Below are 16,069 nucleotides of genomic sequence, written 5' to 3'. Positions count from 1 at the left end.
GAGGGGACGCAGGTGGCGCAGTACATCGAGTTCGGGGCGGGCGAGGGTGAAGCAGTACTGATCGAAGTCTCGGGCACCGAGGACACACGGTCCGACGGCACAGTCAAGGCGGGGGTCAGAGACCGGCTGCAAGGCGCCGTGGCTATCGCCCAAACTACCCTCGACGAGTCTCTCACCTGCTTGGTCCGTGCCAACGCCCGAGTGTTTGTGGAGGCTGTGCGCGATGTGGACCCGCGGCCCGCCGAACTAGAGGTCAACTTCGGAATCAAGGCCACGGGCGAAGTCGGCAACCTCGCCGTCGCCAAGGCGGCTGGTGAGGCCAGCTACAGCGTCCGGATGCTGTGGCGCAACGATCCCTCGTGACTCCCCCGCCACCCCACCACGGCGTCGTCCGCGTACTCGACCGAGAAGGGGCCACCGCGGGTACCGGTTTCCTCCTCACGGACGACGGTCTGATCGCCACGTGCGCCCATGTCGTGCACAGCGCGGAGTCGGGACCGGGCGACGTTGTCGAGTTGGTGTTCGTGGTCGGCGGCGAGCGGATGACGGCGACCGTGGATCCCGACCACTGGTGCGGTCCAGACGCCGAAGACGTGGCCGTACTACGGCTGGAAGGCACAGCGCCGCGGACGGCCGTACCGCTGTCGTTGCGTCGGGCAGCCGGCGGCGCGGGCAACCGCTTTATGACGTACGGCTTCCCCGACGGCCTTTCCGAGGAAGGACTGTGGGGGTACGGAACCATCGGCCACCTCACGACCGACCGCAGCGGTGCCCCGGTGCTCCAACTCACCGCCACCACGGAGACGACGCGCGGCTTCAGCGGCGCACCCGTTATCGATCAGCTCAGCCAGCGTGTCGTCGGGATGGTCACCACCATCACGGCCTCCGACGCCTATGGCCGACTCACCGCCACGGCGTTCGCGACGCCCAGCGAAACGCTGCGGCGGATCTGCCCACGCCTGCAGGTCTCGCAAGTGTGTCCGTACCGCAGCCTGGACTTCTTCGATACCGAGCACGCGCCCTACTACTTCGGCCGTGAACGGATCCTGCGGCGCGTGTTGGAGCGGCTGCGCGGCCAGCCCCGGCTTCTGGCCCTGCTTGGCCCCTCGGGGAGCGGGAAGACCTCGTTGCTGCGGGCTGGGCTGATTGCCGGGTTGGCCGGGGGCGCACTGCCCGGGAGCGAGCGGTGGCACCTGATCGTTTGCCGCCCGTCGGACCTGGCTGCGGATGCCTCCCTGTTCGATCTCCGGCAGTCGGACGACACGCACACGCTCCTGGCCCTCGACCAGTTCGAGGATCTGCTCATCCAGGACGAGACAGCGGTCGAACGATTGGGGATGCAGCTTGTGCGACTGCTCGCGAGCCGGGTGGCCGTTACCGTGGTTCTGGTCATGCGGGACGACTTCTACAGCAAGCTGGCTGGCGCCCTGCCTGATCTGATGAGCCGGTGGGTTGTCCCGCACCTGATCAACGTGCCTGCAGTACTGGATGTCGAGGAACTGTCGGACATCGTCCGAAAGCCCGCTGATCGGGCTGGGCTGGTTCTGGAGGACGGACTGCTGGAAGCTGTGCTCGATGAAGCCGTCGCAGTCGCACCAGCAGGTCGCCCCGGGGCCGCGCGCAGTACGGTGCTGCCGTTGCTGGAGTTCGCCCTGACCCAGTTGTGGCACCGCCAGGAGGATGGGGTGGTGCCGCGGGCGGTTTTCCGCGCCATGGGGGGCGTTGCCGGCGGCATCGCACAATGGGCCGACGACGTGTACGGGCAGCTTACGCTGGCCATCCGTCCGCTGGCGCGTATCATCCTGACCCTCCTCGTACAGCCCGCGGACGACCGGTTGGGCGTTCCAGAGGCCCGGCGCCGACGCTTCCTAGACGAGATTGACGCCCAGTACGGCCACTTCTCCGCCCGCGCCGTCCACGATGTTCTGGGGCATCTGGTGTCCGGACGTCTGCTGGTCACCAGTCGCGACGATGCGACCGGACGGGTCACGGTCGAACTCATCCATGACGTGCTGCTGCGCGAGTGGCGGCAAATGCGCCTATGGCTCGACGAGGACGCGGAGTTCCTGCGCTGGCGGCAGAGCCTGGAATACCGGTTGGGTCCTGTGCCCATGGCTGCGGCCGGTCCAACCGCGCAGCTCCCCGACTCCGGGTCGGCAGCGGCAGGACCCAGTTGGCTCGATGGGCGGGAGTTGGATCAGGCTCGGCGGTGGTTGGTCACCCGGCCGGGCGATCTCGACGCGCGCCAACGTGCCTACATTGAGAAGAGCTTGGCCGCTCGTGAACGTCGGCGTGACCAGGAACGGGAGCTGTACGCGCGTGCCGAGCGAGCGGCGCAGGAGGCGGAGCACCAGCGGCAGATCGCCCAAACCCTCGACTTGGTCGCCAGGCTGCGGGGGGAGGCGGAGGACGCCGTAGCCCGGCTCGCGTTGGAACCTGCGAGGGCGCTGGCGTCTGTGATCGCCACGACCGCAACCAGCCTCGAGGGACTCGGTGGAGAGCCCATCGCAGTCGTGCAGGCCGGCCTGCACGCGGCCGTGCGGGCCTCCAAGGAAAGACTCGTGCTGCCGGGATCCGGCCACGCGGTGATGTCGGTTGCGTACGGTCCCGGCGGCGCCTGGCTCGTCGGCGGCGACGAGGGCGGCTCCGTCCGTACTTGGTCCATGGCCGGGCCCCCGGGGGAGGGTAGACGGCTCTTCGGCGCGGGCGATGCCGTGCTGAGCGTGGCTGTTCATTCGGGCAGTGGGTTGCTTGCAGCAGGAGGGCGTGACGGCTCGGTACTGCTGTGGCGGTCCTCCGGGGTTGCGCTCCAGGAGCGTCTGGCCGGACCGCTGGACGCAGTACTGGGTCTCGCGTTCTGCCCGAGTGGTCTGCTGGCAGCCGCCTGTGCCGACGGTGGACTGTATGTGTGGTCAGCGGAAGGCGAGCTGCTGACCCGGCTGGAACACAACAGCTGGGTCGCGTCCGTGGTCTTCAGCGTCGACGGACAGCTGATCGCCTCCGGGGACGGAACCGGTCGGCTGAGGCTGTGGCGGTGTTCCGGATTTCGTCTGGAGGCCGAGACCGAGACAGGACAGTCCTTCGTCACCTCGGTGGCTATGAGCCCGAGTCAACGTTCGATTGCCGCTGCATGTGGTCGTACGGTGACCCTGTGGCGCCCAGAGGACGGGCGCCAAGACCGGCCGTCGGCTGGCACGGTCACCGAAATCGCCCAACACCAGAGCCTGGTGACCGCCGTGGCGTTCAGCCCGGACGGCACGGTGCTCCTCAGCACGGATGAAGGCGGTACCGCGCAGCTGCGTGAGGTATCCGGCGCGCCCGCGCACGCGCCACTGGTCACCGGGGGCGATCCGGTGACCTCAGTCGCTTTCAGCCCGGACGGGCGGGCCATCGCTGGAGCCTGCGGTGGGCAGATCAGGGTATGGGACTGGCTCCCACCCGGTGCCGCCATGCCCACACCATCGCCGATCGGTGGGTCCGATGGCGACAGATCCGTACGCCGGTGGGACGGGGGCGGTGGGCAAGCACGCCCGGCCTGGACGGGGCACAAGGACATCGTCACCGCGGTCGCGTTCAACCACGACGGGAACCGTGTGGTCAGTGCGGGAGCCGATCGGACCCTGCTGTTCCGCGATCTCGACGGCCGTGAACTGGCCCGCGCTACGCGCGCCCACGATGGCGGTATCACGGCACTGGCCTGCTCGCCGCAGGGCTTCCATGTCATCGCGACCGGCGGCCGCGACAACACTGTCCGTCTGTGGGATCTGTCCGGCAGTCCCCTGGCCGAACCGTTCACCGGGCACACCGCTGACGTCATGGCGATTGCGTTCAGCCCGGCGGCGGATCTAGTGGCGAGCTCCGGCCGCGACCGCACAGTCCGGCTGTGGCGACTCGACGGCGCACCGCACGGCCGGCCCTGGACCGGCCACAGCCACAGTGTCGTCGCTGTCGCGTTTAGCCCCGGAGGGGACCTGGTGGCCACAGGTAGCGGGGATGGCACGGTCAGGCTGTGGCGACCGGATGGTTCGCCCCACGCCGAACCCCTTGTCGGACACCTGGGATATGTGCACGCCGTAGCCTTCAGTCCGGACGGCCGGACGGTTGCCAGTGGAGGCGCCGACCGGACGGTACGGCTGTGGCACCTCGACGGACGCCCGGCTGCCAGGCCCTGGCACGGCCACCACTCCGCTGTCCGCTCCCTCGCCTTTCACCCCGATGGGCACATGCTGCTCAGCGCCGGAGATGACGCGACGGTGCGCAGCTGGGAGCTGCGCAGCGGGCCACTGCTGCGTCCCTGGCAGGCGCACACCGGCTCTGTCTTGGCACTTGCGGTCAGTCCGGATGGGGAATGGGCCGCCACGGCGGGCGAGGACCGCACGGTCCGGCTCTGGAGGCTCGGATCCTGGCGTTCCTGGCTGAGGGAGGGCTGTGACCGACTGGATTGGCACCCTCTTCTGGACGAAGACACCGAAACGGCGCGCGCCGTACGGCGCGTCCGGGCGAATGCGCCCTGGCTGAACGGGATGGAGGGCCCGTAATCATGACCCGGTGGCACCGGATCGCCCCAGACCTGATGACCGTCGACGAACGGAACCGTTTGTACAGGGAGGCTGGCCAGTACCGTCCGGACGCAGAGCTGAAGGACCGGCGCGGCTACAGCGTTGTGAACGGGACGCAACTCCTGAGCCCCGCACGCAACCGATTCGCCGAGGCTGGCGCTCACCGCGACGACCTGCACACCAAGGTCCTACCCCGCCGCCTCGCCCGTCTGCTTGGCCATCCTGTGCGGCCGTCAGTCTCGTGCTACCTGTACTACGGCCCGGACGACCACCTCGGCCTGCACACAGACCAGCGGGTGTGCCCCTTGACGGTCCTGGTCCTGCTGTCCGGGGACGCCGGACCGCTGCACACGCACCCGGAGTTGTCGGACGTACCCGTCCAGACCCTGCTCCGGCTCAGCCGCAAGCACGGCGGCCATCCGCCGGGGGGAAATCCGCTGAGCCTCCAAGACGGCCCCCTGCTTCTCCAGGGGAGCCGAATCCCCCACCACCGTCTTCCCCACCGCGGGCCGGGTGAACTGTCCTTGGCGACCTTCTGCTTCGGGACCTGACCGCTACTTTGTGAATTGGGACAGAGACGGGACTCGGGGACGCCCGCTGCGCGACCGGCTGACGCCCCGCACGGCGTCACCGCTTCTTCTTCTGGTTCTTCTTCGGCAGCTGAACTCCCGCTTCTCCACGTCTGCACCATCAACTACTGGACGCGCATACGGTCAGGCGCCGCGGCGCGCCGGTTTGTCAGCCGGCGGTGGTGGAACGTCCCGTGGTTGTCTCCGGCAGGCCGGCAGGGGCGGCAGCGTGTCACGCGACTCCGAAGCCGGGCAGCAGGTCCTCCTGCATGGGTTGTATGCCGGGGAAGAGGCGGATGCGCTCGTACGGCAGGCCGTGCCGGTCGACCGCATCTCGCACGCCCCAGGGCGCGTCGGGCAGCCTCACCGTCTGCGTGTACGCGTTGCAACCGTGGGTGCAGGCGAAGGTGTCCTCCCACACGGTGCCGTCCTCGGTGCTGCCCGGTAGACGCATGGTGTGGATCAGGACCGGGCCGTCCTTGCAGTCGCATGTCTCGCCGTGCAGCCCGTCCGAACTCCCGCACGGACGTGGTCTGCCGGGGCTCCTGCTCCGGGTCGTCCCACGACAGCTGAGTCTTCAACTCCCGCCGTGCCGCTTCCTCCTCGTCGACGGCCTGGCCGGCCGCCGCCCGGTCCCCCTGATGCATCGTCACGGCAGCGACGTTGCACGGGCTTTCGTTTGCTCGTCAGTCCTCGCCCATGGGTGGCGATCTTCGACGTCAAACGGTCTTCCGTGACTGAGAACCGCCCGGCACGCTGGGCCCGCCGGTGTAGTGATCAGGGGGAGACATGGAGTTAGAGGCCACCGAGCTGTCGGAGGCCATCAAGGCGGTTCGCGCCGGACTGGCTGCAGCGCAGCAGGACGGGGACGGCTCCCCGATCCGGTTCACGGTCAAGGACATGCTGGATCTTGGCATCGAGCTGCGCCAGACCGCCTCGGCCGGGGGCGGGGTGAAGGCATTCGTCGTTTCCGCAGATGCCCCGCGGTGAACGCGCGAGCGCGGCTACGCACCGTGTGACCGTCACGTTGCAGGTCGAGTCCGGCCCGGGCAGTCGTGACGTGCTCATCGTCTGGTTACGGTGTCCTGGAAGGGGCGCTAGGACGCCGAGCGCACCAGGCTCGCGTCCACGGATGCGAGGTCCTTACGGCCGCAGAGCGCCATGGCGGTCTCCAACTCGGCGCCGAGGATGGACAGTACGTCCCGTGCGCCTTCGGCCGCCGAGACGGCCATACCCCACAGTACGGGCCGACCCACCAGTACTGCCCGGGCGCCCAGGGCCAGGGCGATGAGCACGTCCGAGCCACGACGGATGCCCCCGTCGATGAGGACCTCACAACGTCCGGCAACGGCCAGGACCACCTCGGGAAGAGCGTCGAGAGCGGTGACAGAGCCGTCCAGCTGGCGGCCGCCGTGGTTGGAGACCACGATCGCGGCCACCCCCAACTCGGCTGCGAGGGCCGCGTCCTCGGCGGTGAGCACGCCCTTGAGGACGATCGGAAGCCGGGTCAGCGAGCGCAGCCAGGCCAGATCGTCCCAGGTGAAGGCGGGATCGATACGCCGGGCCAGCTGCGCGGCCAGCTCGGCCGAAGAGCCGTCGGCAACGTCGGGGAAATTCGCCGGTGCCAGCCCCGGGGGAAGGGCGAAGGCGTTGCGCAGATCCCGTACCCGGCGCCCCCTCACCGGGGCGTCCACAGTGACGACGAGCGCCCGGTACCCGGCCGCCTCGGCCCTCTTGACCAGATCCTCGCTGACCGTGCGGTCCCGGAAGACGTACAACTGCATCCACAACGGCCCCCGCGCCACCCGAGCGACATCCTCCAGTCGCCTGGTGGCGAACGTACTGACCACCATCAGCGCGCCCGCCTCTCCCGCAGCGCGGGCACAGGCAGACTCGGCTTCCGGCGTGACCAACCCGTGAAAGCCGGTGGGGGCTACCGCGATGGGCAGGGCGACCGGAGAGCCGAGCAAGGTGGTGCGCATGTCGCAGCGGGAGACGTCGACGAGGACACGCGGACGCAGCCGGTAGCGCCGGTAGCCGGCCAGGTTCTCGCGCAGAGTCGTCTCATCACCGCTGCCGCCGTCGATGTAATCCCAGACAGAGGAGGCCACCGTGCAACGCGCCGCCGTGCAGTAGTCGTCCAGCGCGACCATCCTCCGGCCGCCGACACCAGGAGAGTTGCCAGAATTTTCCTTGTCCGCCGCCACGACGCACACCTCACCAACACCGCCCGCCGGACGCAAGCCCGGTTCCGGCCAGCCCCAGCCACGCCTCGTTGTGCCGACCGGGCCCGCAGAGACAGCCACGTCGGCCCTTTCGCACTGGGGTAGGCCTGGTGTCCGCGCCGGCATCCACGCTGTGGGCGAGAGCGCCCGGGGAGCCCTGGAGATCAGCATGCCCAGGGCGAGCAGAGGCGACCGTGACTCCTCCCCCCGGATGAATCCGGGGGGCTTCTCCTGTCGGTGGCTAGGCCACGTCGGGAAGGACCAGCCCGGCCCTGATGGCGACGTTGAGTGCGCCGACTTGATCGGCGTTGGCGGTGGGTCCGCAACTCGTGCACTCGAACTTCTCTTGTGTGACGCGGTTCTCGCCGGACACGTGCCCGCAGGCGGGGCAGGTGCGGGAGGTGTTGCGGGGGTCCACCGGGATCAGTCGACGACCGGCGCTTTCAGCCTTGTGCGCGAGGATGCCCAGGAACACCCCCCAGCCCGCGTCGTGGACGCTCTTGTTCAGCCCGGCCTTGGCGGCAGACCCGTTGGAAAGGAACGCGCCCGCATTGTCGGGGTCAGGCTTCGGCTTGGGTGCGCGGACCATGTTCGCGATGTTCAGGCGCTCGTGCGCTATGACGTCGTAGGTGCGGACCATCGCCAGAGCGGTCTTGTGTGCGTGGTCGGTACGCCGTCGGCGTACTTTGCGGTAGAGAGCGGCGACCTTCTCCACCGCCCGGCGGTGCTTCGCGGTGCGGTTGTCCCGTGTGCGGCGCGGGAACGCCTTGAGGGCGCGTTGAGCGTCGGCGAGGGCATCGGTGTTGCCCTTGCTGTGCCTCGGGTTGGGCTGGTGCTCGCCCCCGGAGGTAGTGAGGAAGTGGGCTACGCCCATGTCGATGCCGGTCACCGCGCCCGTGGCGGGGAGCGGTTCGGCAGGTACTTCGTCGCAGGCGAGGACGACGTACCACTGCCGTCCCTCGCGCTTGACCGAGACCGTCTTGACCCGGCCGCGCACGGGCCGGTGCTGGTGCACGCGGACGTGCCCGACACCCTGCAGCCTCACGCGGGTGACGCGATCGTGCGGGGTGGAGTCCCACCGGCAGCCGTCCCCGTCCTTGGGGAACTCCACCGTGTCGAACCAGTTCACCCCGCGAAAGCGCTGGTAACCGGGCTTCTCACCGGCCTTGACCCGGCGGAAGAACGCCTGGAACGCCCTGTCCAGACGGCGGAGCGTCGCCTGCTGCGACGAGAACGACCAGCGGCCCTGGCGCTCCGGATCGAACGCCCGGATCTCCTTGAGCTGCGCGGACTGCCGGCCGTACGTGATGCTCGTCCTCGAGGCGTGGAGGTAGGCGTCGCGCCGTTCCTGCACGGCCCCGTTGTAGAGCGAGCAGTGATCACGCAGCATCTCGGACAGCGCCTGTGCCTGACGGACAGTGGGGCGCAGGAGGAACTTGTATGCGCGGTGCACGCTCAGCGTCCTCCTTCCGCTTCCTCGTCCAGGGGCGTTCCCACTGGGCGTTGATGTACTTCTCCACCGTGTCCGCGCTCACCGCACCGACCGAGGCGACGAAGAACGACGACGACCACAGTGTGGGCATCTGCGACTTCAGGTGCGCGAACTCGGCCCGCAGCACGCGGGAGGTGAAGCCCTTGAACTGGTTTCGCAACGTAGGACGCGGACGCCTTCGGCTCGTGCTTGACGAACAGGTCCACGTGATCGGGCATCACCTCAAGGGCGATGATCTCCCAGCCCTTGTCTGCGGCCTTGGCCTCGCAATCTTCCGTCGCATCGCGCAGGCGGGCGCGGGCACGGATCTGAGCGTTCAAGGACCGCGTCACCCCGTGCGACCGTCCCCGCTCTCGGACGAGGACCTACGCGGCCTGTGCGCCTCACGGACGGGCTGCCGGCAAGTCGGCAGGGCTCTCTGACTTCCGGCCATTTTGTGCAGCGTGGCGACCACGTCGACCTGGGCTTTCCTCTACCTCGGACTAGTCGAATTCACCTGCGTTCGCTGTGAATGCAGATCTTCATGCCACCTGGGCCCGCTTGCGACCTGGGCACATGGGATTCACAGCACACACACAAGTCCAACACGTCTGAATCATGTTCCGTCAACTGGCCTTGCCCCGTTGCTCAGGCGAAGCTGCTCCCGGCCCACAAGGCCCCCGACCCTCATGAAGGAGCTTCCATGCGCATGAACCTGCGCTCCGCCGGTGCCGCCGCAGCCGCCGTCAGCGTGATCGGCGCGGCATTAGCCGCCTCCTCGGTCGCAGCCACCGCAGCCCCGTCCAGCCTCTACGCGCCCTCGGCACTGGTCCTGACCGTGTCCTACCCCGGAGGATCAACCGACACCGCAGCTCGCGCCGTCACACTGAGCTGCGCACCCGGCGCCTCCGGCACCCACCCTGCCCCTGCTGCAGCCTGCGCGGATCTACGCAAGGCCGACGGTCGCCTCGACTCCCTGCTGTCCACGGCATCCGGTCAGGCCTGCACACAGCTCTGGTCCCCCGTGACCATCACCGCCGACGGCGTTTGGCAGGGAACGCGTACTTCCTGGAAACACACCTTTGCGAACTCCTGCGAAATGAACAACACGGTCGAGCAGAGCAGCCTCTTCAGCTTCTGACCGCACCTGCGTACACAGACGACACACGGTTCCGAGCGAGACACAGACCTCCTCGGAACCGTCGGCTCCACGACACCGGAACACACGGCCCGCCATCACGGACGAGGACGACACTCCGAGACAGCACGCGTCCTGCACGACCTCACACCGTCCAACTGGCCGCCCCCTCAGGTGAGCAGCCAGTCGGCTGGTGGCGGCACCGGCCCAGCAACTCCCCCTCCTCGCCGACGCGGACACCGCGCCGCGACAGGTCCATGCCGCGCGCCGTCGCAGTTGTCGCGCTGCTCCAGCCCGGTGCCCGGCACTCGCCGGCCCACCGGCCGGACCGGCCGGCATCTCGCCGACGCCGCCACCCCGGCACCATGAGCCATCGGGCCTTTGGCCGGCTCCTGCTCGAGCACCTCAAGCCGTCCACCGCACAGCCGGTCGGCAAGCGCGAGAGTGCGTGCCCTCGCCCTCCACCGCCCTCAGCGCAGCGTCGGACGGACCGAACACGTCCGGGGTGTTCGCCTTGCCTTCTCCACGGTCAAGGCAACTGGGGACAGAACGCTCGGGTTCCACGCAACAGCACATGGCCACCGCCCGGCTAGGACCGGTCCGGGGGAACCGGGTAGGAGCTGGTCCGGTACCGGCTGCGGAATTCGGCCAGCAGCTCATCGGTCGCCTCGGCCCCGGCGCTCACCGTGGCGTGGACGTCGCGGAAGTAGTTCTCGTAGCCGGCCGGGGTGTAGAGGCACAAGGCGCGTGCGGGGACAGGGCCTGCGTTGCGGAAGCCGTGCGGGGTGCCACGGGTCGCGGCGAGCAGATGCCCGGGGCCCACCGTCACCTCCTCGTCCCCGGTGTGGAGCGTCAACTGGCCCTCAAGGACGTAGAAGTACTCGTCATGTCCTTCATGCACATGCGGCCTGGCACCGATGGTGTCGGGGGCCAGGGTGAACTCCTCGAAGGCGAAGTGCCCGCCCGTGTGCTCGCCGGTGAGCCGGAAGAAGTGCGCGACGCCGGCGACGTCTATGAGCTCACCGTCCCGCGGGCGACGCAGCAGCGGGCGGGCGGGAATGCGCAACTGATCATCGGTCATGGGGGCATTGTGCCCGTGGCAGTGCCCAGACCCCGTTCGACGTACCTCCGAGCCGCAAGCGGTCCCCGGCGGTCGGGGCCGGTGCCCCAGACCCGGCCGCGCAGCGGCTGCTCATCGTGCTCAGCCACTGACCGACGCCCTGCTGGGCTGTCCTCACAGTGTTCAGGTCCGGAATCGGGAAAGCCGGCCGCCGGCCTTCCGCGCGGCGGCCTGTGCCTCCGCTTCCTGGCGGAGGCGTTCCGGCTCCTGACGCTCGCGTTCGTCGGCTTCAGCCTGCTGCTGGGCTGCGCCGGCCCGGCTCTGACAGTCGTCGCACACGTGCGGGGGCCACTCGCGCGGCTGATCCCCTCCCCCGCGCCTCGATCCGCTCCCACCGGTCGTCGGTGAACGTGCGCCCGCAGCCCTTGCACACGGGCCGCCGTGCCTGCCGTGCCGCGGCGTCCCGCTCTGTGCGGCGACGTTCCTCATCTGGGCGGCTGCGTGGCAGCCGGCCGCCGCCTTCGGCGCGCAGACGGTCGTGACCTCGACGTTCTCGCCGAGTTGGTTCCGCGAGATGCCGGTGCATTTTCGATGCGAGAGAGCCGTACGGGCCAAGGATCGCTCCACAACTCTCCCAACTCGTACGGCTCTTCTCACGTCACGGTGCAGCCACATCCGCTGCCGTGCACCACGTCGCGAGCGTGTACGTTCCCACGCAGATCCTTCCGACAGAACAGACCTGTGAGCCGCGCGACGAAGCCTCGAACCACTCCGCCCACAACTCCACATCACGCAGCGTCTCCCACGGACAGACCAACGAGTCATCCCGCCGGCCGACACGAAACGCCCCTGCAGTACCGGCAGGGAGGCGGGTTTCCAGGGCGACACCGGCGCATTTCACCGGCGGAGATCGTTACGGGCAGGGCCGGTTGACTACCTTCCACTCGCCGTCTGCCGAGTCGGTCCCCGGAAGCAGCACCGGGGTTGCCGTTTTGTACGTGCCTCTCCAGCTGAATGAGTTGTGGGTAAGCTCCAGGTAATCGGCTATCACGGTGCCGGATACCTGCGCGAGGTAGGGCCGCCACTGGACATAGCCGATCGAATTGGGATTCACGGACAGGTTGTAGGTCGTGCTCTCGGCGTAGGCGGTGCCGCTGGACACCGTGTGCGAATTCTGCCAGGCATGATTGATGCCCAGCTTCAGTGCCTCGCCGAGCTGGAGGCCCGCCTCAACCTGCGTCGAATACCCGGACATGTCTGACACTTCGTTCGTGACTGTGGCGGTGAAGTTCTTCATGATGTACGAGGGTGCTGTCGCACCGCAGTTGTTGATGTCCGCGGACTTCTTCTCCGGCGCCCCGAGCACCATTTGCGGCGTGCCGGACGGATTGAAGTAGCACTTGGGGTATTCTACGTAGTCATACCCGTGCGGGTCCGTCCCATTGGTCGCTGTGACACTCGGACCGGTCGAGTGGTTGCAGTCCCATATATAGTTCGGCACCCACGGGACTATTGCGGGGTAGCCCTTCGAAGTCGGCAGACGGTTCGCTTGATCTGCCTGGGCGGCGTAAGCGGACGTGCTGGCAAGGGCTGTGAGCACGGAGGCGCTGAGCAGCGACAGTGCAGCAAGGCGACCTCGCCGCGAAAGTGCTGGTCTGAAGTGTGTCACGTGGACTCCAGTCCTGCCCGAGCAGGGCTTATGAGCGGCTCGGGCCGTTGCAGAACAATTGGCCTGCGGCCATACCTCAGTAACGCCGGGCATGACCAGCTAGAAGAGCTACGACGTACGACGTGGGAATGCCCGAACAGCCGACCACACCATCGGCTGCCTGCGCGCGGGCAGCACACCATGTCGCGTGCCTCCATAATCAGCCGCCACCACGCCACCACAACGCCCAAAAGGGCAGCACAAAGAACCTGACAGAACCAACGGCACCGTGAAGGTTATTCAGAACTCGTTGATCAGTTGGGCTCCAGGTGCGGAGGAGTTCGAGCTGGACGGTGGTGTCGAGGGTCTCAGGGAAGCGGTCCAAGGTTGTCGCGTAACTGTTGGTCGCGGGTGAGATGTTCTTGTCGTGTCTGGTGTGATCACGGCGTCGGAGCCGTCCTGGCCAGCACCGTTCACCGGGCTGAGCCCACGTCAGTTCGGCAAGCTGATCAGCCCGTTGGGTCGTGAAGGTGTGGATCCGGTGCGCAAGGGCCGACTGTGGAGCCTGTCGCTGGAGGACCCCGTGCTTCTGGGTGGCCGCGTACTGGCGGACGAACCTCACGCTGCGCCAGCCGGCGCCGCTGTTCGGGTGTCCAAGTCCGCGGCCGACCGGATCGTCGCTGGCGCTGCCGCCGCGCAGACGGTTCCGTTGTGATGCCGTGCTGATCGTGGACGGCACCCTCGTCCTCACGAGCGATCACCAGGTCGCGCTCGCCGTCGGCCGGTCCAAGGGCAGCCACCTGTACGCCCAGCACCACCGGCTACGACCCCGGCGCGGAGAGAAGCGGACCATTGTCGCGGTCGCGCACAGCATGCTCGTATCCGCCTACCACATCCTCTCCAACGACGTTCTCTACCAGGGCCTCGGACCCGACTACTTCACCCACCGCCTCGGCGAGGAACGACACCGGCGACGCCTCATCGCCCCACTCGACGAGCTCGGCTACGACGTCACTCTCGAACGAGGGGACGCCGCATGACCCAGTCACGTCATTTTCAAGGGAGCATCGTGATCTGGGCGTCCTGACGCCGGACAAGCGCGATCAGCTCGTCTCGGCACAGCACTTCAAGATCGGACATGGCAAGATCCAATCACAGCCACATACGCTCGAGCTCACACGGCCGCGCAGGCAACAACCGTCACCCTCCGATTACCCACTGAAGGTTTGCCTGGCAACGCCTCACCGCGGGTTGTTTGGGACCTGTCCAGGGCCCCGCATGCGGCTGCCCGAACGCGCAGATGTGGTGACCGCTCGTTGACGCCGACGGGAAGCGTCTTTCTAGCATGCATGTAATCAGCTGGCGCACATAGGCAGGGTGACGACGTGAATTCCAATTACATCGGAACCCGTCGCTGGTGGCACAACTCATTGATCTGCCAGGGGTATGTCCACAGCTTCCCGGACTGCAACGGCACCGGTGGTCTGATTGCGACCGGGGCCGGACCACCGTGTCCAGCAAGCTCGACGTCGACTGTATGTGGCGGAGTCCCGGCTGAAAACTGGCCGACTGCCTCGCCCACGAAGCGTGCCGGTAAGGCGAGTTGGACACCCGATCGGGCGGCACCACCGTCCCTGGCCTGCGGATTCCGATGTCTTGATCCCCTACACCACCGGGCGGGACGCCGTCCTCGCCCGGTCCGCCCTGCTGAGGGTGACCGCCCAGCGCCTGGGGCCGACGTGGCGTAGCGCCTTACCCCGGGACGGCTGTTCCCATCAGCACTCTTCCTTCCCCGTATTTCTCACCGGCAGCTCCGGCAGCCGCGACCGGGGCTCGCCGACAGCCGTCATGCCGGCGGCGCAGCTGCCCGACGGCTGTTATCCCGTGTCCGTCTCTCCCGCAGATTCAGAAGCGATCTGCCTTCTTCGTTCTCCCCCACCGTAAGGTCTTTGGCAATGAGCAGTTCCATCAAGTTCAGCAAGGCAGGCATCGTTGCGCTCGTATGCGGCGCGCTACTCGTCGCTGTGGCTGCGGCCGGCTGCGAGGAAAAACACCCGGAGGCATCTGGTGCCAGTCCAGAGGCATCTGGTGCCAGTCCGTCTATGACCGGCAGCGCCGAGCCCCACATCAAGGTCCGTATGATTTATCAATCCGACCCGTCTGAGCCTTCCCTGCGCATGATCCTGAACGGGATACAGCAAGCCGGATCCAGCGACGTCGACGTCAGTTATGCCCGCGCCTCCTCCACGGACGAACAGGCCGACTCGATCCAGAAGGCGATTGACGACAAGATCGACGGCGTTGCCCTTGTGCTGACGAATCCGCAGCCTCTCAAGGAGATCATCAGCAAAGCCCAGAAGGCAGGCGTTTCAGTCGCCGGGCTCGAGCCCGGATCCTGGAAGTCGATGAAACCACCGGTGCTGTTTGTCGGGATGCCAGACGCCGCAGTGGGCTCGTCCGCCGGTGCGCAGCTCAGCAAGGAAGGCTTGAAGCACGTCATCTGTGTCATCCAGGACGCTGCCGTGGAAGATCGCTGCGCAGGTGTCCAGAAGGCCTTCAAAGGAAAAACGGAAACACTCCGCGCGGGCACGAATGACACCTCGCTGACGAAAGTGATTTCCGCAAAGCTGCAGCAGGACCCGTCAATCGATGCAGTGTTCACCGCCGGGTCGTCAGGTGCACTTCCTGCCACTCAGGCAGTGGCCGAGGCGCGAAGTCGTGCGCGGGTGGCGACATTCGGCCTCAATGAGGAAACAGTCGCAGCCATTCGCAGCGAAAAGATCGACTTCGCCGTCGATATACACTTTTTCATGCAAGGATGGTTGGCCCTCCGTCTGCTTCAGGGGCAGGAGCACTTGAAAAATGATGAAACGCTACTGAGTCGCCCAGCGATTCCGCAGATTTTCGATCGGAGCGCTCTGAATAAGATAGACAAGCTTCCTCAGATCAAGCCCAGCGCACGGTGATCAGGATCTTCAAAGTTGAGCGGTGCAGAGGGTGCTGTCACGTTGCCGGTCTGGGGGGATGATCTTCGAGTTGTCCGTGTCCGGGGAGGGGATCGCTCGTGTCGGATGTGCCACCGTCCTACAAGAACCACCGCTACCCGGTGGAGATCGTCTCGTACTACGTGTGGCTGTACTTCCGCTTCCCCTGTAGCCACCGCGAGGTCGAGGAGCTCGTGCTCGAACTCCAGGCGTCTCGATCCTCAGGGCGTCGTGATTCGAGTCCTGTGTCCCTGCCCTTTGACGCCGCTCCACGCATTCGGTCACCCCGCGAACCGTATTTCGTCGATTCCCCTGTACCCGGAGGCCTATTCACGGAGGTCTCGGCTCGCTGTACTTGATCGTGAGGGCGGCCCTGCTCGGTAGCGTGACGTTTGCGAGGACGTCAGTTTTCCAC

The 16,069-nt window shown here is 67.2% G+C and carries 12 protein-coding genes and 2 pseudogenes; 8 read left to right on the top strand and 6 right to left on the bottom strand.

From position 1 onward, the window contains the following. Positions 1-12: 12 nt before the first annotated feature. Genes ACIRU3_RS38290 through ACIRU3_RS38280 form a run of 3 tightly spaced genes read left to right on the top strand, consistent with a single transcriptional unit; the run spans position 13 to position 5,110 of the window. Entirely contained in the window at positions 13-363 is a 351-nt protein-coding gene (locus ACIRU3_RS38290) for a CU044_2847 family protein (protein ID WP_404066796.1), read from the top strand. Continuing rightward, positions 342-4,538 (top strand): trypsin-like peptidase domain-containing protein, encoded by a 4,197-nt coding sequence (locus ACIRU3_RS38285; RefSeq protein ID WP_404066793.1) that lies wholly within the window; start codon positions 342-344, stop codon positions 4,536-4,538. The genes ACIRU3_RS38290 and ACIRU3_RS38285 overlap by 22 nt, the downstream gene beginning before the upstream one ends. 2 nt (positions 4,539-4,540) lie before the next feature. Beyond that, positions 4,541-5,110 carry a hypothetical protein gene (locus ACIRU3_RS38280; RefSeq protein ID WP_404066790.1) on the top strand — a complete coding sequence of 190 codons (570 nt, stop codon included), beginning with the start codon at positions 4,541-4,543 and terminating at the stop codon, positions 5,108-5,110. A gap of 250 nt (positions 5,111-5,360) precedes the next feature. Here the strand turns inward: ACIRU3_RS38280 and ACIRU3_RS38275 are convergent, their stop codons facing one another. Next, positions 5,361-5,582: a hypothetical protein gene (locus ACIRU3_RS38275; protein ID WP_404066787.1), complete on the bottom strand. Its 222-nt coding sequence runs from the start codon at positions 5,580-5,582 to the stop codon at positions 5,361-5,363. 335 nt (positions 5,583-5,917) lie between these two features. On the opposite strand from ACIRU3_RS38275, the gene ACIRU3_RS38270 reads away from it, so the two are divergent. Further along, positions 5,918-6,118, top strand: coding sequence for a trypco2 family protein (locus ACIRU3_RS38270; protein ID WP_404066784.1), 201 nt, complete (start codon positions 5,918-5,920; stop codon positions 6,116-6,118). A 107-nt stretch (positions 6,119-6,225) separates the two neighbouring features. Here the strand turns inward: ACIRU3_RS38270 and ACIRU3_RS38265 are convergent, their stop codons facing one another. From ACIRU3_RS38265 to ACIRU3_RS38255, 3 genes are all read right to left on the bottom strand, one after another. Next, positions 6,226-7,335 (bottom strand): alpha-hydroxy acid oxidase, encoded by a 1,110-nt coding sequence (locus ACIRU3_RS38265; RefSeq protein WP_404066781.1) that lies wholly within the window; start codon positions 7,333-7,335, stop codon positions 6,226-6,228. Positions 7,336-7,594: 259 nt separating this feature from the next. Further along, the gene (locus tag ACIRU3_RS38260) at positions 7,595-8,806 is read right to left on the bottom strand and encodes an RNA-guided endonuclease InsQ/TnpB family protein (protein WP_404066778.1); all 1,212 of its coding nucleotides are present in this window, start codon (positions 8,804-8,806) and stop codon (positions 7,595-7,597) included. After that, positions 8,733-8,972: a transposase gene (locus ACIRU3_RS38255; RefSeq protein ID WP_404066775.1), complete on the bottom strand. Its 240-nt coding sequence runs from the start codon at positions 8,970-8,972 to the stop codon at positions 8,733-8,735. The genes ACIRU3_RS38260 and ACIRU3_RS38255 overlap by 74 nt, the downstream gene beginning before the upstream one ends. Positions 8,973-9,527: 555 nt before the next feature. Between ACIRU3_RS38255 and ACIRU3_RS38250 the strand changes: the two genes are divergently transcribed. Then, entirely contained in the window at positions 9,528-9,965 is a 438-nt protein-coding gene (locus ACIRU3_RS38250) for a subtilase-type protease inhibitor (RefSeq protein ID WP_404066773.1), read from the top strand. Positions 9,966-10,551: 586 nt separating this feature from the next. Here the strand turns inward: ACIRU3_RS38250 and ACIRU3_RS38245 are convergent. Both ACIRU3_RS38245 and ACIRU3_RS38240 read right to left on the bottom strand, forming a co-directional pair. Next, on the bottom strand, positions 10,552-11,043 hold the full coding sequence (locus tag ACIRU3_RS38245) for a cupin domain-containing protein (protein WP_404066770.1): 492 nt from the start codon (positions 11,041-11,043) through the stop codon (positions 10,552-10,554). Between the two features lie 892 nt (positions 11,044-11,935). After that, positions 11,936-12,319, bottom strand: coding sequence for a hypothetical protein (locus tag ACIRU3_RS38240; protein ID WP_404066768.1), 384 nt, complete (start codon positions 12,317-12,319; stop codon positions 11,936-11,938). Between the two features lie 778 nt (positions 12,320-13,097). Here ACIRU3_RS38240 and ACIRU3_RS38235 point away from each other — a divergent pair. From ACIRU3_RS38235 to ACIRU3_RS38225, 3 genes and pseudogenes are all read left to right on the top strand, one after another. Next, a pseudogene (locus tag ACIRU3_RS38235) lies at positions 13,098-13,440 on the top strand (transposase family protein); the annotation flags it as partial. Positions 13,441-14,625: 1,185 nt separating this feature from the next. Next, complete coding sequence (locus ACIRU3_RS38230; protein WP_404066765.1) at positions 14,626-15,636, top strand: substrate-binding domain-containing protein; 1,011 nt, start codon at positions 14,626-14,628, stop codon at positions 15,634-15,636. 98 nt (positions 15,637-15,734) lie between these two features. Next, positions 15,735-15,857, top strand: a pseudogene (locus ACIRU3_RS38225) (IS6 family transposase); the annotation flags it as partial. Positions 15,858-16,069: the final 212 nt, after the last annotated feature.

The organism is Streptomyces sp. NPDC101151 (assembly GCF_044768335.1).
Classification (GTDB): domain Bacteria; phylum Actinomycetota; class Actinomycetes; order Streptomycetales; family Streptomycetaceae; genus Streptomyces.
Note: the sequence above shows the minus strand (reverse complement) of the source record. Positions and strands in the feature narration are given on the sequence as shown.